Origin of the sequence: Micromonospora sp. NPDC051543, assembly GCF_044454415.1 — a bacterium.
In the GTDB taxonomy this organism is placed as follows: Bacteria; Actinomycetota; Actinomycetes; order Mycobacteriales; family Micromonosporaceae; genus Micromonospora.
On record NZ_JBITDT010000002.1, the window covers coordinates 269,891 to 291,220 of the forward strand.

At 72.4% G+C, this 21,330-nt stretch carries 19 protein-coding genes; 11 read left to right on the top strand and 8 right to left on the bottom strand.

Annotation, left to right across the window (positions count from 1 at the left end; genetic code table 11):
* Window positions 1-8: 8 nt before the first annotated feature.
* Both ACIA3K_RS04300 and ACIA3K_RS04305 read right to left on the bottom strand, forming a co-directional pair.
* The gene (locus tag ACIA3K_RS04300) at window positions 9-1,481 is read right to left on the bottom strand and encodes a trehalose-6-phosphate synthase (protein ID WP_396799363.1); all 1,473 of its coding nucleotides are present in this window, start codon (window positions 1,479-1,481) and stop codon (window positions 9-11) included.
* Window positions 1,482-1,645: 164 nt separating this feature from the next.
* Complete coding sequence (locus tag ACIA3K_RS04305; RefSeq protein ID WP_357126801.1) at window positions 1,646-2,506, bottom strand: DUF308 domain-containing protein; 861 nt, start codon at window positions 2,504-2,506, stop codon at window positions 1,646-1,648.
* Between the two features lie 503 nt (window positions 2,507-3,009).
* Between ACIA3K_RS04305 and ACIA3K_RS04310 the strand changes: the two genes are divergently transcribed.
* Window positions 3,010-3,690: a lysophospholipid acyltransferase family protein gene (locus tag ACIA3K_RS04310; RefSeq protein WP_396799364.1), complete on the top strand. Its 681-nt coding sequence runs from the start codon at window positions 3,010-3,012 to the stop codon at window positions 3,688-3,690.
* A gap of 3 nt (window positions 3,691-3,693) precedes the next feature.
* On the opposite strand, the gene ACIA3K_RS04315 is transcribed toward ACIA3K_RS04310, so the two are convergent.
* Complete coding sequence (locus tag ACIA3K_RS04315; protein ID WP_396799148.1) at window positions 3,694-7,236, bottom strand: ATP-binding protein; 3,543 nt, start codon at window positions 7,234-7,236, stop codon at window positions 3,694-3,696.
* Between the two features lie 148 nt (window positions 7,237-7,384).
* Here ACIA3K_RS04315 and ACIA3K_RS04320 point away from each other — a divergent pair, with 148 nt between their 5' ends.
* Window positions 7,385-7,582: a hypothetical protein gene (locus tag ACIA3K_RS04320; protein ID WP_357126810.1), complete on the top strand. Its 198-nt coding sequence runs from the start codon at window positions 7,385-7,387 to the stop codon at window positions 7,580-7,582.
* A gap of 95 nt (window positions 7,583-7,677) precedes the next feature.
* Here the strand turns inward: ACIA3K_RS04320 and ACIA3K_RS04325 are convergent, their stop codons facing one another.
* Window positions 7,678-8,370 carry a Crp/Fnr family transcriptional regulator gene (locus ACIA3K_RS04325; RefSeq protein WP_007463121.1) on the bottom strand — a complete coding sequence of 231 codons (693 nt, stop codon included), beginning with the start codon at window positions 8,368-8,370 and terminating at the stop codon, window positions 7,678-7,680.
* A gap of 304 nt (window positions 8,371-8,674) precedes the next feature.
* Between ACIA3K_RS04325 and ACIA3K_RS04330 the strand changes: the two genes are divergently transcribed.
* From ACIA3K_RS04330 to ACIA3K_RS04350, 5 genes are all read left to right on the top strand, one after another.
* Entirely contained in the window at window positions 8,675-9,172 is a 498-nt protein-coding gene (locus ACIA3K_RS04330; RefSeq protein WP_357127315.1) for a polyadenylate-specific 3'-exoribonuclease AS, read from the top strand.
* Between the two features lie 77 nt (window positions 9,173-9,249).
* Entirely contained in the window at window positions 9,250-9,753 is a 504-nt protein-coding gene (locus tag ACIA3K_RS04335) for a pyridoxamine 5'-phosphate oxidase family protein (protein WP_396799149.1), read from the top strand.
* A 158-nt stretch (window positions 9,754-9,911) separates the two neighbouring features.
* Window positions 9,912-10,940 carry a 6-phosphofructokinase gene (locus ACIA3K_RS04340; protein WP_355049614.1) on the top strand — a complete coding sequence of 343 codons (1,029 nt, stop codon included), beginning with the start codon at window positions 9,912-9,914 and terminating at the stop codon, window positions 10,938-10,940.
* Between the two features lie 74 nt (window positions 10,941-11,014).
* Window positions 11,015-11,833: a pyrroline-5-carboxylate reductase gene (gene proC, locus ACIA3K_RS04345; RefSeq protein ID WP_396799150.1), complete on the top strand. Its 819-nt coding sequence runs from the start codon at window positions 11,015-11,017 to the stop codon at window positions 11,831-11,833.
* 50 nt (window positions 11,834-11,883) lie between these two features.
* On the top strand, window positions 11,884-12,234 hold the full coding sequence (locus ACIA3K_RS04350) for a DUF2203 domain-containing protein (protein ID WP_355049422.1): 351 nt from the start codon (window positions 11,884-11,886) through the stop codon (window positions 12,232-12,234).
* A gap of 112 nt (window positions 12,235-12,346) precedes the next feature.
* On the opposite strand, the gene ACIA3K_RS04355 is transcribed toward ACIA3K_RS04350, so the two are convergent.
* Window positions 12,347-13,015 carry a class F sortase gene (locus ACIA3K_RS04355; RefSeq protein ID WP_396799151.1) on the bottom strand — a complete coding sequence of 223 codons (669 nt, stop codon included), beginning with the start codon at window positions 13,013-13,015 and terminating at the stop codon, window positions 12,347-12,349.
* Window positions 13,012-13,866: a DUF4397 domain-containing protein gene (locus ACIA3K_RS04360; RefSeq protein WP_396799152.1), complete on the bottom strand. Its 855-nt coding sequence runs from the start codon at window positions 13,864-13,866 to the stop codon at window positions 13,012-13,014. The genes ACIA3K_RS04355 and ACIA3K_RS04360 overlap by 4 nt, the downstream gene beginning before the upstream one ends.
* Window positions 13,867-14,132: 266 nt before the next feature.
* Here ACIA3K_RS04360 and ACIA3K_RS04365 point away from each other — a divergent pair, with 266 nt between their 5' ends.
* Entirely contained in the window at window positions 14,133-15,734 is a 1,602-nt protein-coding gene (locus ACIA3K_RS04365) for a glycosyltransferase 87 family protein (RefSeq protein ID WP_396799153.1), read from the top strand.
* A 25-nt stretch (window positions 15,735-15,759) separates the two neighbouring features.
* On the opposite strand, the gene ACIA3K_RS04370 is transcribed toward ACIA3K_RS04365, so the two are convergent.
* Window positions 15,760-16,434: an NADPH-dependent F420 reductase gene (locus ACIA3K_RS04370; protein ID WP_396799154.1), complete on the bottom strand. Its 675-nt coding sequence runs from the start codon at window positions 16,432-16,434 to the stop codon at window positions 15,760-15,762.
* 326 nt (window positions 16,435-16,760) lie between these two features.
* Window positions 16,761-17,243 (bottom strand): glutathione peroxidase, encoded by a 483-nt coding sequence (locus ACIA3K_RS04375; protein WP_396799155.1) that lies wholly within the window; start codon window positions 17,241-17,243, stop codon window positions 16,761-16,763.
* Between the two features lie 167 nt (window positions 17,244-17,410).
* Here ACIA3K_RS04375 and ACIA3K_RS04380 point away from each other — a divergent pair, with 167 nt between their 5' ends.
* The 3 genes from ACIA3K_RS04380 to ACIA3K_RS04390 all read left to right on the top strand — a co-directional run bounded on the left by ACIA3K_RS04380 (window position 17,411) and on the right by ACIA3K_RS04390 (window position 21,230).
* Window positions 17,411-19,048: a glycosyl hydrolase family 18 protein gene (locus ACIA3K_RS04380; protein ID WP_396799157.1), complete on the top strand. Its 1,638-nt coding sequence runs from the start codon at window positions 17,411-17,413 to the stop codon at window positions 19,046-19,048.
* 181 nt (window positions 19,049-19,229) lie between these two features.
* Window positions 19,230-19,736, top strand: a complete 507-nt coding sequence (locus ACIA3K_RS04385) for a hypothetical protein (protein WP_396799158.1) — start codon at window positions 19,230-19,232, stop codon at window positions 19,734-19,736.
* Between the two features lie 87 nt (window positions 19,737-19,823).
* The gene (locus tag ACIA3K_RS04390; protein WP_396799159.1) at window positions 19,824-21,230 is read left to right on the top strand and encodes a class II 3-deoxy-7-phosphoheptulonate synthase; all 1,407 of its coding nucleotides are present in this window, start codon (window positions 19,824-19,826) and stop codon (window positions 21,228-21,230) included.
* Window positions 21,231-21,330: the final 100 nt, after the last annotated feature.

The window sequence follows — 21,330 nt, forward strand, 5'->3', positions numbered from 1 at the left end:
CGCCCCGGTCAGCCGCCGGCGGGCTGGGTCGCCCGGGTCGCCGGCTGTGGCACCCGGGCGGCGCCGTCGGTGCTGGTGAGGCGGCCGACCAGCGCGCCCGTCTCGTCGAGGGCGCTCAGGTAGGAGCGGGCCCAGGCCCGGATGTCGTGCTCGTGCAGGTGGGCGCGCATCGCCCGCATGCGGTCGGTGACGTCGGCGGGGTCGGCCCGCAGCGCCGTGCGCAGCGCCTGCTTGAGCCCCTCCAGGTCGTGCGGGTTCACCTGGTACGCCTGGGACAGCTCGGCGGCGGTGCCGGCGAACTCGCTGAGCAGCAACGCTCCGGTGTCGTCCACCCGGGCGGCGACGTACTCCTTCGCGACCAGGTTCATGCCGTCGCGCAGCGGGGTCACCGCCATCACGTCGGCGACCCGGTAGAGCGCCGCCAGCTCGGCCCGGTCGAAGGGCTGGGTGAGGTAGTGGATGGCCGGCTCGCCGACCCGCCCGAACTCGCCGTTGATCCGGCCCACCTCGCGCTCGATGCGTTCGCGCAGGATCTGGTACTGACCGACGCGTTCGCGGCTCGGCATGGCGACCTGGACGAGCACCGTGTCGCGGACCTTGACGTCGCCGCTGGCCAGCAGCTCGCTGTACGCCTTGAGCCGCTGTTCGATGCCCTTGGTGTAGTCCATCCGGTCCACGCTGAGGATGACGTGCCGGGGGTCGCCGAGATCCTGCCGCAGGCGGCGGGCCCGGGCGGCCACCTCGGGGCGGGCGGCGAGAGCGGCCATCTCGGCCGTGTCGATCGAGACGGGGAACGCGCCGATGCGGACCACCCGGTCGTCGATCCCGATCCGACGGTCGGTGGCCGGCAGCTCCAGCACCCGGGTCACCAGCTGGGCGAAGTTGTGTGCCGCCTGGGCGCGCTGGAAGCCCACCAGGTCGGCCCCGAGCATGCCGCGCAGCAGCTCGGCGCGGCGCGGCAACTGCATGAACAACTCCGGCGGCGGGAACGGCACGTGCAGGAAGAAGCCGATACGCAGGTCGGGGCGGAGCGCGCGCAGCAGCCCGGGTACGAGTTGCAGGTGGTAGTCCTGTATCCAGACCACGCCACCCGGCTCGGCCACCTCGGCGGTCGCCTCCGCGAACCGCTGGTTGACCCGCTGGTACGCCTCCCACCAGCGTCGGTGGTGCTCGGGTTGCTCGACGGCGTCGTGGTAGAGCGGCCAGAGGGTCGCGTTGGCGAAGCCTTCGTAGTGGTCGCGCAGGTCTTCGTTACTGAGAGCGACGGTGTGCATGTGGACGCCGTCGACGTCCGGCAGGGCGGGCGCCGGGCCGGTGCCACCGGCCCAGCCGACCCAGATCGCCGGGGTGTGTCGCAGCAGCGGGTGCAGCGCGCTGACCAGCCCTCCGGGGCTGCGTCGCCACTCGCAGGCGCCGTCCGGGGCCTGGCTGTCGTCGATGGGGAGGCGGTTGGCCACCACCACGAGGGAACTCTGTCGCATCTCGGGCATTCCGATCAGCAGAGGACTGACCGCCACGAGAAAGGGAAAACCGGTCAGTCAGCGGGGGAAGTGACGTACAGCGGTATTCCTACTGACAGTAAGTTACACCACTGTTACGCCCCGAGTGAGGGCGGTCGCGTCCCGCGATGCGGGCCCCGGGTGCCCTAGACGACGGCGCCGTTGTCCGGGTCGTCGTCCTCCTCGTCACCGGGGCGCAGCCGCCAGATCAGCGTGACGAAACCGGCCAGGATGCCCGTGAACCCGAACAGGGTTACCGCCGAGCGGTCGATCGGGAGCAGCGACGGGAAGAGGAAGAGCACGAACCCGACGACCACGGCGAGTGCGCCCACCACCGCGTACTTGGATACGCGGGGCAGCGGCGGCGGCGGCGGCGGGTGGTAGGTGTCCTCGTCGTCGTCCGGCAGGTCGGCGCCGAAGGTGTCCAGACCGTCCAGCAGCGAGGGCTCGTCGTCCCGGCTGTTCCGGCCGACCGAGATCCCGGAGAAGTCGGTCGCCGACGGCAGCCGACGGACGTCGGTCGCGGTCGGTCCGGCCTCGTCGACACCGGAGCGGGCGAGCGGACCGGCCGTCGGCTCGTCCCGGGTGTCCCGGTCGTCACGTTCGTCCACGTCCTCCGCGGCCGGCCAGGGCCGCTCGTCGGTGGTCGAGGGAGTGCTGTGGAAGCCGGCCACGATCCGGGCCCACTCCGCGTCGATGTCCGGCTCGTCGCGGGCCGGGGGCTGCTCCGGGGCGCTCTCGTCGGCGAGTTGCGTCAGGTAGTCACGGGCGGTCCGCAGGTGCGAACGGTCGACGTAGAGCCGGTCGACCGGGCGGGCCGGGACGGTGGTGGTACGGGTGACCGGATTGAGGTCGGCCGACGGTTGCAGGTAGGCGGCGATCCCGCCGGCGGCCAGCACGTCGAGCAGGTGCTCGCCGACGCGCGGATCGACATCGCCCACGACGGCGTACTCGCTCGCGTCGAGCCCGTTGTCCCGCCGTCCCCGGCGGGCCCCACCCGCTGACACCCGGACATCCTCCTCAACGCGCCCTGCGGCGCGGCCACCCCTGCCCCCTCGACGCCCGTGCGCACGCCGTGCTCTGAATCGTGACACGTCAGGGGCCGGTTCCGGGAGTGCGTTGTGTCGCGTCTTGGAAAGTCGAGGCTGCCGTCGCAGGTCGCGGCGGGGGTCCTTTGTCCGTTCTTGCGCGAGACGTGCGATCTCGGTGATCGTCCGGGGCGGGCGGCGCGCTGGTGAGCTGCGGCGATTGCGCCAAGGCGGCAGTGACCGCGCGGTCGCCTGCCAAGAGCCGAGCAGTTTCCCTGTTGTTGCTGCCACCGGCGGGTGGGAAGCGGCAAGAACCCTGATATTGCGCACGCCGGCCCGCCAGGTGGTCCCTGGGTGCCGTGGCGACCGCGTCCGCCGCGTCGTGGCGGTGAGCGTCCGTCCGTTGTGGTGGACGCGCTCGCTTCGTAGGCTCCACGGGGATGACGGCCGGCGCTGTCGCGGCCCCCTCGGAAAGGACGCCGGTGCTCTACTGGCTGTTGAAGCACGTGATCCTCGGTCCGCTGCTCAAGCTGATCTTCCGCCCGCGGGTGGAGGGGCTGCGCCACGTGCCGGCGACCGGCCCGGTGATCCTGGCCAGCAATCACCTCTCCTTCTTCGACTCGATCTTCATCCCGTTGATCGTCTCGCGGAGGGTCACCTTCGTGGCCAAGGCCGAGTACTTCACCGGCAAGGGAATCAAGGGCTGGTTGACGAAGATGTTCTTCGTCGGCACCGGCACCATCCCGGTGGACCGCTCCGGCGGCCAGGCCGCCCGCGCCGCGCTGGACACCCAGTTGCGGGTGCTGCGCGCCCAAGGTGTGGCCGGCATCTACCCCGAGGGCACCCGCTCCCCGGACGGGCGGCTCTACCGGGGCAAGACCGGGGTGGCCCGGCTGGCCCTGGAGAGCGGCGCGGTGGTGGTCCCGGTGGCGATGCTCAACGCCGACGAGCTCCAGCCGCCCGGCCGGCTGATTCCCCGTTTCGGCCAGGTGCGGGTCCGCTTCGGCGCCCCGCTGGACTTCTCCCGCTACGCGGGCCTGGCCGGCGACCGGTTCGTCGAGCGTGCGGTCACCGACGAGATCATGTACGAGGTGATGGAACTCTCCGGCCGCGAGTACGTCGACATCTACGCGCAGAAGCTCAAGACGGCAGTCGCCGCCTGAGTCTCAACAGGCGACCGCCGGTCCGGTCGGGCTGATCGGCCGCCCGGTCAGCGCCAGCAGACCCGGCGCGTCGTTGCGCAGCGCGAACGTGCGCACCTCGGCGCGGGGCACCCGGGCACCCGCCGGGTCACCCGCCCGGGTCAGCTCCGAGGCCGCCAGCGCCAGCGCCAACACCCGGTCGCTCGCGTCCGGAATCCGCCCGTACGTCTCGGCGGCGGCCAGGTGCAGCTCGGCCGCGCGCCGGTGGTCGCCGTCGGCCGCCGCCACCGCCGCGGTCACCGTCCGCAACGCCGCCTCCGACCACGGCGTCCGATGTCCGACCCGGTCCAGCATCGCCCGGACCCGCACCGCGGCGTCCCGGCCGGCCAGGGCGCCGGCGTACGCGGCCGCGGCGATCCACTCCCCGCTGGCCAGCGCCGGCACCGCCGACCAGGACCGTTCCAGCTCGTCGATCAGCTCCGCCGCCTCGGCGTGGCGCTCCTGCAACGCCCGGCACAGCGCCGCCATGCCCAGCATCGTCCAGCGCAGCCGGTGGAAGCCGCTGCGCCGGGCGGTGGCCAGCGCGTGCGCCAGGTCGGCCGGGTCCTCGTCGTCGCGCAGCACGAGCAGGCAGCACCGCAGCCCCCGCACCTGCATGTCCCAGCTACCGGTCGGCGTGTCCACGAACGCCTCCGCCGCGGCGAGCAGCCGGCCGAAGTCACCCTCGAACCAGGCCCGCATCGCCTCGGCCGAATAGCTGGTGGTCAGCGTCTGCCCGCTGGCCGTCCGCGCCGGAGCAGCCGAGAGCAGGGCGTCCGAGCGCAGCCAGTCGCCCTCCTCGCGGATGGCCCAGGCCAGGTTCTGCGTGGCCCGGGGCAGCGCGAGCAGCTGACCGGCCCGGCTGAACTCGACGATGGCGTGCAACTCGTCCAGGCCGATCCGGTCGCCGGCCTGGTAGCGCGCCGTGGCCGCGGTGATCCGCGCGTTGGTCCGCGTCTCGGTCAGGCCCAGCCGCTCCGCGATCTCCGCCGCGGTGTCCGCCGCCGACACCGCCGGGTCGCGCTCGTAGTTGAGCATGTGCAGGCGGCCCAGCTCGGCGTACGCGTCGGCCTTCTGCGGGCTGTCCGGTAGCTGGTCGAACAGTTGGACCGCGCGATCCAGGCAGGCCAGCGCCTCACCCCGGTCGGCGCGCAGCCACGCCGCCTGGCCGAGCAGCGTCCACGCCCGCGCGGCGCACGCGTCGTCGCCGTGCGCCGCCAGCCGGTCGGCCAGCGCGTGCACCTGCTCCGGCCCGCCGCCGGAGAGGAACTCGTTGCCGTCCCGGTAGAACGAGATCTCCGTGCTCAGCAGCTCCAGTTGCAGCCGGCCCACCGGGTCGCTGTCGTCGGCCAGGCCGAGCGCCCGGCCGGCGTGGCTCGCCGCCGCGTCCAGCCCGTGCAGGGCGTACGCCCGGCGGGCCGCCCGGTGCAGCGCCTGTCGTGCCGGTCCCGCGTACCGCTGCATCTGCATGCCGAGAGACCGCGCGATCTCGTGGGCCGCCCAGCGGTGGTGGGCGAGGACCTCGGCCAGGTCGGTGTCGCGGCTCTGCGACAGCGCGTCGAGCCAGTCCGCGGCCCGCTCGTGCCGTGCCACCCGCTCGGTGCGGGGCAGCCGCTGGTAGCAGACGTCGCGTACCAGCACGTGCCGGAACCGGAACTCGGCCTGCCCGGCCATCGTCGAGGCGGCCTGCTCGTGCACGAAGTCGCGCTGTTCGAGGCGGCGCAACGCGCGCTCGACCGACTCGACCGGCTGCCCCAGCGCGGCGGCCACCGCGCCCGGCCAGAACTGCACCCCGACCACCGAGGCGGCGAGCAGCACCGCTCGGTCCTTGGCGTCCAGCAGGTCCACCCGGTTGGCGATGACCGAGTGCACGCTCTCCGGCATGGTCAGTTCGAGCTGCTTGTCCAACGACCAGCCCCGCCCGGACTGGCGCAGCGCGCCCTGCTCGATCAGCATCCGGACGTACTCGTGCGCGTAGAGGGGGTTGCCGCCGGCCACCTCGATGAGCGGCGTCAGCATCTCGGCGGAGAACGCCGCCTGACCGAACAGGTGCGCGTACAGGGCGGCGATGCCGGTGTCGCGCAGCGGCGGCAGGGTGATGGTCACCGAACCCGTGATCGTCCCGGCCCAGCTCGGGTCCCGGTCGACCAGCTCCGGACGAGCGGTGCACAGCAGCAGGAGGGGCACCTCGCGAGCCGCCGCCCCGAGCAGCTCCACGAAGCGCAGCATCGCGTCGTCGGCCCAGTGCAGGTCCTCGAAGACCAGCACGGTGGGGCGGCGGGCCGCCAACGCCAGCAGGAACCGCCGCCACGCCGACTCCGCCTCCTCCGCCGGCAGCGGCGTGCCGGGCAGTCCGACCAGCGGACGCAGCGCGTCGACCACCCGGTCGCGCTCACCCGGCCCGATCAGCTCCCCGACGGCGGTGCCCAGCCGCTGGGCCGCGCTGGCGGCCGGGTCGGTGTCCAGGATGCCGGCCTCGGACTTGACGATGTCGGCGAGCGCGGCGAACGTGACGTTCTCGCCGAACGGCGGGCAGCGTCCCGTCCGCCACGTCAGCGGCTCGTCCACCAGCCGGCCGGTGTGCCGGTACAGCTCGCGTAGCAGCCGGCTCTTGCCGATCCCGGCCCGGCCGAAGATCGTCACCACCTGGGGCAGCCGGTCGCGCAGCGACCGGTGCAGGGCGTTGACCAGCATCCCCAGCTCGTGCTCGCGGTCCACCAGGGGCGTGGTGTCCGGCTCCCGGTCGGTGGGCTGACGGCGCAGCGGGGACAGGGCGAGCCACACCTCGGTGGGGGAGGAGCGCCCGCGCAGGGTGACCGGGGGCTGCTCCTCGTAGCGGATCGCGTCCTTGGTCAGGGCGTGCGTGGTGCCACAGACCAGCACCCCGCCGGGCGGCGCGACCGATTGCATCCGCGAGGCGGTGTTCACCACGTCACCGGCCACGATGGCCTGCCCACCGTCGCGGGCGGCGGCCACGTCGACCAGGGCCTCACCGGTGGCCACCCCCACCCGGAAGCGCATCTCGGTGCTGCCCGTCGGCGCGAACCGGGTGAGCACCCGTTGCAGCTCCAGCCCCGCCCGTACGCAGCGCAGCGCGTCGGTCTCGGTGGCGATCGGCGCGCCGAAGAGCGCCATCACGGCGTCACCGATGTACTTCTCCACCACCCCGCCGTACTGGCCGACCACCCGGCGGGCTGCCGAGAAGAAGCCCGTCTGCATGCCGCGGACCTGCTCCGGATCGGCGCGCTCGACGTACGGGGTGAAGTCGATGAGGTCGACGAAGAGCACGCTCACCCGCCGGCGGTCCTCCTGGGGCGCGACCGCGGCGGTCCGGTCCGTGCCCGGCCGGGGCGACCCGCACGAGGTGCAGAACGCGACGTCCGAGGCGAGCGGACGCAGGCAGTGCGGGCAGACAGCACCCAGCTCGGCGCCGCAGCCACCGCAGAAGCGGTCCCCGTCGGCGGCCGTGCGTCCACAGCGCCCACACTGCGCGGCGATGACACACCCTCCACTGGCGATACCGGCCACGCCCCCAGCGCCGCCGCCCGCAAGGAGTATCGCCGCCGGAAGGGCTGTCGGGTACCGGCCTGTTGGTTTGTGGACAGTCCACCAACGGCTTGAGCGACTACATTCAGTCCGCCACATCTTCGATCAGCGACCAGAGGGGGACAGGTCAATGGTGTACGTCAAGCTGGAGAGTGACTGGACCGACGGCAAGGGCGTCAGTCACTCGGCGGGCGAGTCCGTGGACGTCGACGCGGCCACGCTCGCCACGCTGCAGGCCGAGGGGATCGTCAGCGAGCAGTCCACCGGCTCGGGCGGCGACAGCAAGGGCCCGAACAAGTGGGCCGGCCCGGGCAGCCCCGGAGTCTGAACCGCACTTCGGTGACACAGCGCATCGGCCGGGCCGCCCACGGGCGGCCCGGCCGTTGTGGATGTAGGAACCCGCGTCGGGGACGGCGGGGCAGCTCAGCGGTCGTTCATGCCCGCCCGGCGGCGCAGCGCGGCGACGTCGGTGACGACGATCCGGCGCCCCTCGGTCCGCAGCCAGCCGCGGCTGGCAAAGGAACCGATGGCCTGGTTGACGCTCTGCCGGGAACCGCCCGCCATCTCGGCCAACTGGCTCTGGTTCAACTCGATCGTGATCATCGGCGCCTGGCTCTCGCCGGCCAGCCGGACCAGCGTCTTGGCGACCCGGCCCGGCAGGTCGAGGAAGACGTGGTCGGCGTTCTGCTCGGTGAGCCGGCGGATCAACCCGCCCAGCGACCGCATCACCGCGTCCAGGATGCGTGGGTTGGAGTGCACCAGCTCCATGAACGCGCCCCGGGAGAGCGCGAGCGCCGCGCAGTCCTCGATGGCCTCGGCCGACGCGGAGCGCGTGGAGGCGTCCAGCAGGGAGACCTCGCCCAGCACGTCCGGCGGACGGATCACCGACAGAACCGCCCGCTCGCCGGTCGGCGCGGTGCGGAACACGGCGACCGCGCCCCGACGCAGCACGATGAGCGACTCGCCCGGGTCGTTCTCGACGAACAGCAGCTGACCCTTGCGGTAGGTGCGCGGAACGGCGGCCGCGATGACACGCTGCCGCACCTCGGGCTCCAGGCCAGCGAACATCTCGACACCCGTGAGCGCGTCACCCGGCTCCGGCAGGCGCATCTCCACGGCCCAACCCCTCCCCGGTCATGGACCACACAATCGCTCACCGGGTGAACCTGATGGCCCTGACGAGGTGAACTGACACCGGTTCGGCATCCGGTAGCGGTACACATCAGATCATGACGGTCCGGTCGCTTGCTGTACACCCCTCGAAGCACTTCCGTGACCGTCGCGAGCTGCGGCGTACCCCCGGGGGCGTCGCCAGAGCGGCGTCGGCGGCCCGGGTCGCCGCCGGCCCACGGCGGACCGGCCGGGCTCGCACCCGGCCCCGCCGCGCGCCGACGGACGGCGGTGGGTGAGGATGTCCGGAATGGTCTACCGCTACTTCTACGACTGCGAGTTCATCGAGGACGGCCGGATCGTCGACCTCGTCTCGATCGGTGTCGTCGACGAGAACGGCCGCGAGTTCTACGCGGTCTCCACCGAGTTCGACGACTCCCGAGCCGTGCCCTGGGTCCGCCGTAACGTCCTGGACCGGCTGCCGTCGCCGGCCGACCGGGCCTGGCGCTCGCGGGAGCGCATCCGCGACGATCTGTACGACTTCCTCATGGAGCCCGTCCGGGACCGGCCGGCCGAGCAGTTGGAGCTGTGGGCCTGGTACGCGGCGTACGACCATGTGGTCCTCGCCCAGCTCTGGGGGGCGATGCCGGCGCTGCCCCGGGAGATTCCCCGGTTCACGAAGGATCTGCGGCAGCTCTGGGACGACCGGGGCCGGCCGGCCCTGCCGGACGCGGACGCGGCCCGGCACGACGCCCTGGTCGACGCCCGGCACAACCTGGCCCGCTGGCGGGCGATGACGGCGCGCTGAGCGATGGTCATACGTCTGTAGGTTTGACCGGTTCTGTCCCGGGCAACGGTTCGTCAGCCGAGCCGAGGGAGATTGCCATGAGCAACGATCCGACCAGCGTCACCGACGCCCGGGCGCGGGTCACCGAACTGATCCGCGCCGCGCGGATCTGCATGCTCACCACCATCGCGCTGGACGGGCGGCAGGTGAGCCGGCCGATGGGGCTGCAGGAGGCCGAGTTCGACGGGGACCTCTGGTTCTTCGCCTACACCGACTCGGCCAAACTGCGCCAGATCCGGGTGAATCCGGAGGTCAACGTCGCCTTCTCCGACCAGAGGCACAACTCCTGGGTCTCGGTGTCGGGGACCGCCAGTGAGAGTTCCGACACCGAGCGCGCGAAGCGGCTCTGGAAACCACTGCTCAAGACCTGGTTCCCGGACGGGCTGGACACTCCCGGCCTGACCCTGATCAAGGTGCACGCCAGCTCCGCCGAGTACTGGGACTCGCCGAGCAGCACCGTGGTCAACCTCCTCGGCTTCGCCAAGGCCGCCGTCACCGGCCGTCCGCCGTCACCCGGCGAGAACCGTGAGGTGACCTACTGAGCCGCCGCCCCCGGGGCGCGCTGTCGTCGCGCGCGCAGGCCGACTACAGTGCGCAGTGACGGCCCGCCCCGGGCCGGCAACGGCGCCGATGGTCTGACCTGACACATACCCTGGGGCATATCGGGCTTTACCTGATGCTCCAGGAGGATGAGCGGATCATGCGTATCGGCGTGCTCACCGGCGGCGGCGACTGCCCCGGTCTCAACGCGGTCATCCGGGCGGTGGTCCGCAAGGGCGTCGCCACTTACGGTCACGAGTTCGTGGGCTTCCGGGACGGCTGGAAGGGCCCGCTGGAGGGTCTGTCCCGCCCGCTGGGCATCGCCGACGTGCGCGGCATCCTGCCCCGGGGCGGCACCATCCTCGGCTCGTCCCGCACCAACCCGTTCAAGATCGAGAACGGCGTCGAGCGGATCAAGGACAACCTCGCCGAGCAGGGCGTGGACGCGCTGATCGCGATCGGCGGCGAGGACACCCTCGGCGTGGCCACCAAGCTGCACGAGCTGGGCGTGAACGTCATCGGTGTGCCGAAGACGATCGACAACGACCTCGGCGCCACCGACTACACCTTCGGCTTCGACACCGCGGTCAACATCGCGATGGAGGCCATCGACCGCCTGCACACGACCGCGGAGAGCCACCACCGCACCCTGGTCGTCGAGGTCATGGGCCGGCACGCCGGCTGGATCGCCCTGCACGCCGGCCTGGCCGGTGGCGCGAACGTGATCCTGCTGCCCGAGCGGCAGTTCGACGTCGAGCAGGTCGCCGGCTACGTCGAGAAGCGCTTCCAGCACCAGTACGCCCCGATCGTCGTGGTCGCCGAGGGCGCCCAGCCGCTCGACGGCCAGATGGTGCTGCACAACCAGGAGCTGGACGCGTTCGGCCACGTCCGCCTCGGCGGCATCGGCCAGTGGCTCGCCGAGCAGCTGGAGGCCAAGACCGGCAAGGAGGCCCGCACCGTGGTGCTGGGTCACATCCAGCGCGGTGGCACCCCGACCGCCTTCGACCGGGTCCTCGCCACCCGCCTCGGCCTGCAGGCCATCGACGCCGCCAACGACGGCGACTGGGGCAAGATGGTCGCGATGCAGAGCACCGACATCGTCCGGGTGCCCCTCGCCGAGGCCACCCGCGAGCTGAAGACCGTGCCGCTGGAGCGGTACCAAGAGGCCGAGGTCTTCTTCGGCAGCTGATCGACAGGTCGACGGCACGGCGGGCCTTTCGGGTCCGCCGTGCCGCGATCCGACGCGAGGGGGTACGGGCCGACATGTCCACCGACGTGCACACGGTCGCGGTGATCGGCGCGGGCAAGATCGGTGAGCTGATGCTCTCCGGGCTGCTGCGCTCCGGATGGCCGGTGGAGCGGCTGCTCGCCACCGCCCGCCGACCGGCCCGCGCCGAGGAGCTGACCGCCCGCTACGGCGTCCGGGTGGTCGACAACCTGACCGCCGTCGACGAGGCGGCCGTGCTCGCCGTCTCGGTCAAGCCCCAGGACGCCGCCGCGCTGCTGGACGAGATCGGCCCGAAGGTACCCGCCGACAAGCTGGTCATCTCGCTCTGCGCCGGGCTGCCCACCAGCTTCTTCAACCGCCGGCTGCCCGACGGCACCCCCGTGGTCCGGGTCATGACCAACACTCCGGCGCTGGTCGACGAGGCGATGACGGCCATCTCCGCCGGCGAGTACGCCACCGGTGCGCATCTGAGCCTCGCCGAGGAGATGTTCAAGCCCCTCGGTCAGACCATCCGGGTGCCCGAGTCGCAGCAGGACGCGGTCACCGCGCTCTCCGGCTCCGGCCCGGCCTACTTCTACCTGCTGGTGGAAGCCATGATCGACGCCGGGATCCTGCTCGGTCTGCCGCGCCAGGTGGCGCACGAGCTGATCGTGCAGACCGCCATCGGGTCCGCCGTGATGCTGCGCGACTCCGGCGAGCACCCGGTCAAGCTGCGTGAGGCGGTCACCTCGCCCGCGGGCACGACCATCTCCGCGATCCGTGAGCTGGAGAAGCACGGCGTCCGCGCGGCGCTGCTCGCCGCGCTGGAGGCGGCCCGGGACCGCGCCCGCGAGCTCGCCGCCCAGGCCGACTGACCACGCCGAGCGGGGTCACTGCGGCGCGGTAGGTGGCGCATACTGGCGGCGTGTTCACTCTCGCCCAGGCCCGGCACCTGGTGGCCACCCTGCAGCCGCGTGTCGACGAGCTGATCCGTGTCCGCGCTGACCTGGCCGAGCTGCGCGTCGACCTGGCCGACCACGGCGTCAGCGCGCTCGGCGGGCTGGCCGAGGTCAAGGGGCTGGAGGCCCGACTGCACGCCGTCGTCGACGAGCTGCACCAGCACGAGATCCAGGTCAAGGGCATCGCGCCGGTGCTGCTCGACTTCCCGGGCGAGCGCGAGGGCCGCGCCGTGCTCTGGTGCTGGCTGGAGGGCGACTCGGACGTGCGGTGGTACCACCGCGCCGAGTGCGGCTTCGCCGGCCGTCGCCCGCTCTGACCGGGCCGCGCCGCCGCGCCGCCGGGGTGTTGATCCATTCGGGTTCATGGAAACCGCGGTGTCCGCTTGCGTCGGATGCCACGATTTCCTGGAACCCGAGTCGATCAAACCCTCAACCCGCCGTGGACGTCGGCAGGACCGGCCCGGGGGCGTCGAGGACCGCGAACACCACCACGTTGTCCCGGTAGTGCCCGCGCCGCCGGTCGAAGTCGCCCCCGCAGGTGACGAGGCGCAGCTCCGGCCCGGGTGTCGGGCCGTAGACCGTGGCCGTCGGGAACTCGTCCTTGCGGGTGCGCAGCGACCCGGTCACCCGGAACGACAGCCACCGCCCGTCGCGCCACACCTGGACGCGGTCGCCGGAGCGCAGCTCGTCGAGCCGGGCGAAGACCGCCGGGCCGCGGCGCGAGTCCAGGTGCCCGGCGAGCACGGCCGGACCGGTGTCGCCGGGGGCGGGGCCGCCCCCGTACCAGCCGGCCGTGTCGAAGTCGGCCGGCGGAACGAGCGCGCCCGCGCGGTCCAGGCCCAGCACCGTGAGCGCCGAGTCGACGCCGATGCGCGGCACCCGTACCCGCGTGGGTGGACCCTGTGGTCGCGGCGACGCGGCCACCGACGCGCAGCCGTCGGCGCAGCCGGGGTGCCAGGTCGCGACCGCAGGCGGCCCGGTCGTCGCGAGCCCGACGCCGCTGCCGGCGGCCAGGCAGACCGCCGCGCCGGCCGCGACCAGCGCGGCCAGCGGCGCCCGACGGTCGCGGTGCCGTCGGATGGCGGGCCCGATGCTCACCAGGTGATGCGCCGCCGCCGACGCCAGAGCAGGAGGCTCGCCACCACGGCCCCCGCGGCCACCGCGCCGGCCACCAGGGGGTACGCCCCGAGCCCACGCCCGGCCGTGCCACCCGCGCCGGTCTCCACCCCACCCGCCGGTACGACGGTGCCGCCCTCGGCGTCCTGGCGCAGCTCGGCGCTGAGCCCACCCTGCTTGTCGTCGAGGACCAGCAGCGAGTAGACGGCGCCGCCGGTGAGCCGCACCTCGGCGTCGGTGCTCGGACCGCCCGCGCCGGTCAGCCGCAGCTTCCAGGTGCCCGGCTCCACCTGTTGGTAGTCGGTGGTGGTGGCGAACTGCACGCCGTCGGCGATCCTCGGGCCGTCCGGGGCGGCCACGTCGAGGACGGGGGTACGCACCGACGCCTGCACGACGCGCACCTTGGCCCGGCCCTGCGTGGGAGCGCTCAGGTCGTCGGTGAGCACCCGCAGCCCCAGGTCGGCGTGCCGCCCGACACCGGCCACCGTGTACGCGTCGCCACTTCGCACCGCGACCTCGGTGGTGAGCACCGGCGGATCGCTGGCAGGCGTGCCCGCCTCGCGCATCGCCACCGCGTACCGGCCCGGAGGCAACTGGAGATAGTCGGAGACGACGCCGTAGCCGACGCCGGGAAAGACCCTCGGCTTCGCGGCGTCGGGGGCGGCGAGGTAGACGTCCACCGCCGGTGTGTCGGGGGAGAGGTGGGCCAGTCGGACGTACCCGACGCTGGCCGCGCCGGCCGACGCCGGGATCGCGGCAGCGAGGGAGGTGCCGAGCAGGAGCGCGCCGGCACCGGCCAGCAGCCGGCGGGACGCGGTACGGAGCGTGTGCATGTCGCCTCCGAGGCACGTTCGGTGAGCGGGCGGCAACCCACCGACAGAGTCCCGTGCGTGAGACTCTCGCGCAAGTTGTACACGCGATGTTTCTCCTCGCCGGAACCCGCCGATCGCCGCCGTGCCAGGGGATTGACAAGCAAGATCCGCGCAAGTTCGGGGAAACTGCTGCCTCAGGCCGGGCCGAGACGGCAACTACAGGGAAGTTGCGCGGATCTTGACCGCAGGCGGGGCCGTCGCTCGCCTCGTTCGCCTATTCTCGGGCGATGCGGGATCGACGCGTGGCGCTGGTCTGGGCGGTCTTCGTCGTCGTCGCGACGGTGTCCTGTGTGCTCGTGTCGACCCGCGACGATCGCCTCTCCGACCTGCACATCTACTACGGCGCACTGTCCGAACTGCACGCCGGCCGGCCGCTGTACGAGTACCGCGCCGCGAACGGCGGCCCGTTCACCTACCCGCCGTTCGCCGCTCTCGTGCTGGGACCGATCACCCTCGTGGGTGAGGGCGTACTCCAGGGGATCTGGCTGGTCGCGACGTGCGCGGCGGTCGTCGCCGTCGCCGGGATGGTCGGTGTCGCGCTGAGCGCCGATCGGTCCCGCCGCCCGTTGGTCGTCGCGGTGGCCGCCACGGTCCTGATGCTCTCGGCGCCGGTGCAGAGCAACCTGCGGTTCGGGCAGGTCAGCATCTTCGTCGTGCTGCTGGCGCTGCTGGACGGCATGGGCGTAGTCCCGCCACGGCTGCGGGGAGTGCTCGTCGGAGTGGCGGCGGCGATCAAGCTGACCCCGCTGCTGTTCGTCGTCTACTTCCTCGCCACCGGGCGCTACCGCGACGCCGGGCGTGCCGTGGCGACCTTCGTGGCCTGCGCCGGGCTGGCGGCGCTCGTGCTGCCCGGCGAGAGTTGGATCTACTGGACCGAGGCCGTCCGGCAGACCTCACGGATCGGCAACCTGGCCTCGCTGGGCAACCAGTCGGTGCACGGGATGCTGTTGCGCGTCGGGGTCGACGAGGCGACCCTGCCCGTGCTCTGGGCCGCTCTGGTCGCGGTGATCTGCGGGGTGGCGCTCCTTCGCGCCCGCCAGTTGGCCGCGCGGGCCCGCCCCGGTCACGCCGCCGTGCTCGTGGGCTGCGCCACGGTGGCCGCGTCCCCGGTGTCCTGGACCCACCACCAGGTGTGGCCGGTGCTCGCCGCGATGCTGCTGGTCGGCGCGTCCGGCGTCACCCAGCGGGTGGCCGGCGCGGCGCTGCTCGCCGCCATGGTCGTCTCGCTCGGGGCGGTCCTCGGGCCGGTGTCGGCGCGTCCGGGCGTGCAGTTCCTGTTCGAGAACGCCCGCACCGTCGGCACGTGCCTGCTGTGCCTGGTCGGCTTCGGCGGTGTCGCGGTCGCCGCCGCGCGGGGCAGCCGTCGCCCCGCCGCTCGGCGGGCCTGGCTGCGGGTGGGTGTCACGTCCGCGGTGGCTCTCGCCTTCTTCGCCGTACAACCGCTGCCCGCCGGGGCGGACCCGACGTTCAAGGCGTACGCCCTCGACGACGTGGCCAACCCGCGATACTTCTTCGTCTGCCGGGGTCCGGCCGAGTGCGCGGCCTACGCCACCGACGCGCCGGTCACGTTCGGTACCCGGGCGGAGAAGACCAAGGTACGGGTCAACGGTGTGGTCTCGGATCGGGTGGCCCGACTGGAGTACTACTCCGCCCCGGGCGGCGCACCCCGCAGCATCCCCCTGCTGGCGGCCTATCCCGGCACGCGGACGTTCTCGTTCCGGTCGGCCAGCATGGCGCAGGGTCGGCTGGTGGCGTACGACGTCGACGGTCAGCCGATCGCCAGTTACGACGACGAACTGGCCGCCGCCCTCCGGAGGGCCACCCGGTAGGCGGTCACCGGAGGGCGGCGCGTGCTCAGCGGGTGGCGGCGGCCAGGGCCGTGCGCAGCTTCTCGGCGTCGCCCGGCGCCGGGTGCGCCCAGTCGGTCGGGGTGGCGGAGTAGAGCGTGCCGTACGCCGGGGTGTCCGGCTGGTAGCGCCAGCCCTCCGCGAGCGGGCCGACGTCGACCGCGTCGTACCCGATCCGGTCGAGGAAGGCCGTGACCTCGGCCTTCGCGGCAGCGTCGTCGCCGGCGATCGCGAGAGCGCTGCGGTCGGCGGCGCCGGACGGCCGGGCGAGCGCGGCCAGGCCCGCGAAGTAGATGTTGTTGAAGACCTTGACCACCCGCGACTCCGGCAGGTGCCGCTGCAGGAGTTCGCTGCTGGTGGTCTCGCCCGAGTCCAGCTCGGGGAAGTTCCCGTCACGCTCCGGGTAATAGTTGTTGGTGTCGATGACGACCTTGCCGGCCAGTGGCTCAACGGGCACCGCCCGGTACGCCCTGAGCGGCACGGTGACCACCACCAGGTCGCCGACCTGCGCCGCGTCCTGCGACGTGCCGGCGCTGGCCCGCTCGCCCAGTTCGTCGACCAGGTCGGTGAGCGTCTCCGGCCCGCGCGAGTTGCTCAGCACCACGTCGTAGCCGGCGGCCACGGCCAGCCGGGCGACGGTGCCGCCGATATTGCCACTGCCGATCAGTCCCACAGTTGTCATGTTTCTTCCCAACTCCGTCCACCCACGACGCATTCCGGCCGATGCGCGGAGTTGTCCCGGTTACGGCACAACGTACTGCGGACGGTCGTCGCCCGACCGGCTCCCACCCACGTACCACCCTCCGGTGACCCTGCCCCGCTGACCGCCCTGCCCCGGTGACCGCCCTGCCCCGGTGACCGCCCTGCCCCGGTGACCGCCCTGCCCCGGTGATCAAGAGGTTCGCGTCACCGATCGGCCGATTCCTGACGCGAACCTCTTGATCACCGGACCGAGGGCGGTGGCCGGGGGCGGGGTGGCCGGGGCGGGGTGGGCCGGACCGGAGGCTGTCAGGCGGGGAGGATCTTTTCGATGGGGGTGCGGAGGTCGTCGGGCTCGACCGTCGGGGCGAAGCGGCCGGCGACCGTGCCATCCGGCGCCACCAGGAACTTCTCGAAGTTCCAGCGGACGTCCCCGGTGTGCCCGTCGGCGTCCGGGGTGTCCACCAGCGCCGCGTAGAGCGGGTGCCGGTCGGGCCCGTTGACGTCGACCTTCTCGGTCAGCGGAAACGTCACGCCGTAGTTGACCTGGCAGAAGTCGCTGATCTCGGCAGCGTTGCCCGGCTCCTGCCCGGCGAACTGGTTGCACGGCACGCCGAGCACGACGAGGCCGCGCTCGGCGTACGTGTCGGCGAGGTGCTGGAGGCCGGCGTACTGCGGGGTGAGGCCGCAGCGGGAGGCGACGTTGACGACCAGCAGCGCCTTTTCGCGGTAGCGGGCGAGGTCCGCGGGGCCGCCGTTGAGGGCGCCGATCGGGATGTCGAAGACGGTCATGGCCCGAGGCTACGCGCCAGGTGTGGGGTCGCCCGGGCAGGGCGTGGCGGGCCCGTTCCGCGCACCAGCGGAAATCGAAACATGGACATCTTGACGGAGTGATGACGGTGTGAGTACCGTCTCACCATCTCTTTTGGAAAGTTTCCTAACAGTTCGGGAGACGCCTCATGAAAAGATCGCTCCGCCGGGCCCTCTGGGCCGGCGCCGTGGTCGCCGTGACCGTCGCGGCGGTGCCGATGACGACCGCGTTCGGCGCCGGCACGGTCACCACCACGTTCGCCAAGGCGCAGGACTGGGGGACCGGTCACGAGGCGAAGGTGACCGTGACCAACGGCACCAGCGCCACGGTCGCCACCTGGCGCATCGAGTTCGACCTGCCGTCGGGCACCACCATCAGCAGCGCGTGGGACGCCGACGTCACCAGCAGCGGCAACCACTACGTCGCGGTCAAGAAGAGCTGGGCCGGTGGGCTCGCGCCCGGTGCCTCGTTCAGCTGGGGCTACAACGGCACCGGCGCGTACAAGGCGCCACTGAACTGCACCGTCAACGGCGCTGCATGCGGCGGCGGCACCCCGACGACCCCGCCGACCACGACGGCGCCGCCGACCACGGCACCCCCGACCACCGCGCCGCCCACGACGGCGCCGCCGACCACCGCGCCCCCGACCACCACCCCGCCGCCCAACACGGGCGGTAAGAAGGTCGTCGGCTACTTCGCCGAGTGGGGCGTCTACGGGCGCAACTACCACGTCAAGAACATCCAGACCAGCGGCTCGGCCGCCAAGCTGACCCACATCCTGTACGCCTTCGGCAACACCACGGGTGGTCGCTGCACCATCGGTGACCCGTACGCCGACTACGACAAGGCGTACACGGCGGCGGAGAGCGTGGACGGTGTCGCCGACACCTGGGACCAGCCGCTGCGCGGCAGCTTCAACCAGCTGCGCAAGCTCAAGGCGCTCAACCCGCACCTCAAGGTCATCTGGTCGTTCGGTGGCTGGACGTGGTCCGGCGGCTTCACCCAGGCCGCGCAGAACCCGGCCGCGTTCGCCGAGAGCTGCTACAACCTCGTCGAGGACCCCCGCTGGGCGGACGTGTTCGACGGCATCGACGTCGACTGGGAGTACCCCAACGCCTGCGGTCTGAGCTGTGACACCAGCGGCCCGAACGCGTTCAAGAACGTGATCGGCGCGCTGCGGTCGAAGTTTGGCTCCAGCGCTCTGGTGACCGCGGCGATCACCGCGGACGGCAGCAACGGCGGCAAGATCGACGCCACCGACTACGCCGGCGCGATCGGCAACCTCAACTGGCTCATGCCGATGACGTACGACTACTTCGGCGCGTTCAACGCGCAGGGGCCCACCGCCCCGCACTCGCCGCTGACGTCGTACACCGGGATCCCGCAGCAGGGCTTCAACTCCGACGCGGCCATCCAGAAGCTCAAGAGCAAGGGCATCCCGTCCAGCAAGCTGCTGCTCGGCATCGGCTTCTACGGCCGGGGCTGGACGGGCGTCACCCAGGCCGCGCCGGGCGGCAGCGCCACCGGGGCGGCGCCGGGCACCTACGAGGCGGGCATCGAGGACTACAAGGTCCTCAAGAACACCTGCCCGGCCACCGGCACGATCGCCGGCACCGCGTACGCCAAGTGCGGCAGCAACTGGTGGAGCTACGACACCCCGTCGACCATCAACGGCAAGATGACGTACGCGAACAACCAGGGCCTCGGTGGCGCGTTCTTCTGGGAGCTCTCCGGCGACACCAGCAACGGCGAGCTCATCGGCGCCATCAAGGGCGGTCTCGGCTGAGCCGAGGGCCGATGCACCACCCACACGGCGGGAAGGGGCCCGCACCGCCCCTTCCCGCCCGTGCCGTAGCGGCCCGGTCGACGCCACGCGTCGGCCGGGCCGCCGGCCTTGGGCGGGTCGGGTCCGATATGGCAGACTCGCGGCTCGGCAGGTCTCGATTTCCCGTTCGACGGAGGTGGTCATGCGCGCGACCCACCGTGGGCTGGCGATGACCGCCGCCGCGTTCGTGCTGCTCCCGGCCGCCCTCGCCGGCTGCGCGAGCGGCGGCGACGACGCCGACGAGCAGACCGTCACGCCCCAGCGGGCGCCCGCCGACGAGGCCGCCACCCGGTCCCGTGAGCGCGTGCAGGCGTACCTCGACGCGATGACCGCCAAGGACGTCGCCGCCGGCCGCAGTCAGCTCTGCGCGGTGTTGCACGCCGGGTTCGACGCCGCGGCCACGGGTCCCAACGGCGACTTCGCCGACCACTTCAAGGTGCCCCAGGCGACCATTACCGACGTCCGGTCCGGTCAGCGCGGCCAGGAGGTCAGCGTCTCGGTCTCGGTCACCGCCGGCAAGAGCAAGGTCACCCGCCCGCTGGTGTTCACCGTCACGCGGGACGGCGGCGACTGGTGCATCGCGAGTGAGGCGCCGGGCGGCAACCCGGCCACCAGCCCTTCACCCGCGTCCCCCTCACCCGCGTCCTGACCGAGGTGGGTGGGATCGACCTCCCACTTGCCGGAACCGTCACCCTCGCCGCCCGGTCACACGCGCGGTCGCCGTACGCTTTCTCTCATGCGCCATGAGTGGCATCAGCTGAGCCATCCCGCGGTGGGTAGCCCGGGCCTGCAGACCAGCCGTCCGACCGTCGACTCCGCCGAGGACGCCGCCCTCGGCCTGGACCGCTGGCGGGAGCTGCCCCGCGAGCAGGTCCCACCGTGGTCCGACCCGGCCGCCGTCGCCGAGGTCTGCAAGGTGCTCGACACCGTGCCGTCGGTCGTCGCGCCCTACGAGGTGGACCAGCTCCGGCAGAAGCTGGCGCTGGTCTGCGAGGGCAAGGCGTTCCTGCTCCAGGGCGGTGACTGCGCCGAGACCTTCGCCGACAACACCGAGAGCCACCTGCTGGCCAACGCCCGCACCCTGTTGCAGATGGCGATCGTGCTCACCTACGGCGCGTCGCTGCCGGTGGTCAAGGTCGCCCGGGTCGCCGGCCAGTACACCAAGCCGCGCTCACTGCCGACCGACGCGCGGGGCCTGCCCGCGTACCGCGGCGACATGATCAACTCGCTGGAGGCCGATCCCGCCGCCCGCGTCGCCGACCCGCAGCGCATGATCCGGGCGTACGCCAACTCGGCCGCCGCGATGAACATGCTGCGGGCGTACCTCGCCGGTGGGCTCGCCGACCTGCACGCCGTGCACGACTGGAACAAGGGCTTCGTGCGGACCTCTCCGGCGGGGGAGCGCTACGAGGCGATCGCCCGGGAGATCGACCGCGCGTTGGCCTTCATCCGGGCCTGCGGGATGACCGACGACGAGGCGCTGCGGACCGTCACCCTCTACTGCTCCCACGAGGCCCTGGCCCTGGAGTACGACCGGGCGCTCACCCGGGTCTCCGACCGCCGGGCGTACGGGCTGTCCGGGCACTTCCTCTGGGTCGGCGAACGCACCCGGCAGATCACCGGCGCGCACATCGACTTCATCTCCCGGATCGCCAACCCGATCGGCGTCAAGCTCGGCCCGACGACCTCACCGGACGAGGCGATCGAGCTGTGCGAGAAGCTCAACCCGGACAATGTCCCCGGCCGGCTCACGCTGATCAGCCGGATGGGCAACCACCGGGTCCGCGACGCCCTGCCACCGATCGTGTCCAAGGTCACCGCCGCCGGCGCCAAGGTGGTCTGGCAGTGCGACCCGATGCACGGCAACACCCACGAGTCGTCCAACGGCTACAAGACGCGGCACTTCGACCGGATCGTCGACGAGGTGCTCGGTTACTTCGAGGTGCACCGGGGCCTGGACACCCACCCCGGTGGCATCCACGTCGAGTTGACCGGTGAGGACGTCACCGAGTGCCTCGGCGGCGCCCAGGGCATCGAGGACCTCGACCTGCCCGACCGGTACGAGACCGCCTGCGACCCGCGGCTGAACACCCAGCAGTCGCTGGAGCTGGCCTTCCTCGTGGCGGAGATGCTCCGTGGCTGACGCGAGGAGTGAGCTTGCGAGCCCCGCAGTCGGCAGCCGAAAGGACGACAGTGGCTGACGCGAGGAGTGAGCTTGCGAGCCCCGCAGTCGGCAGCCGAAA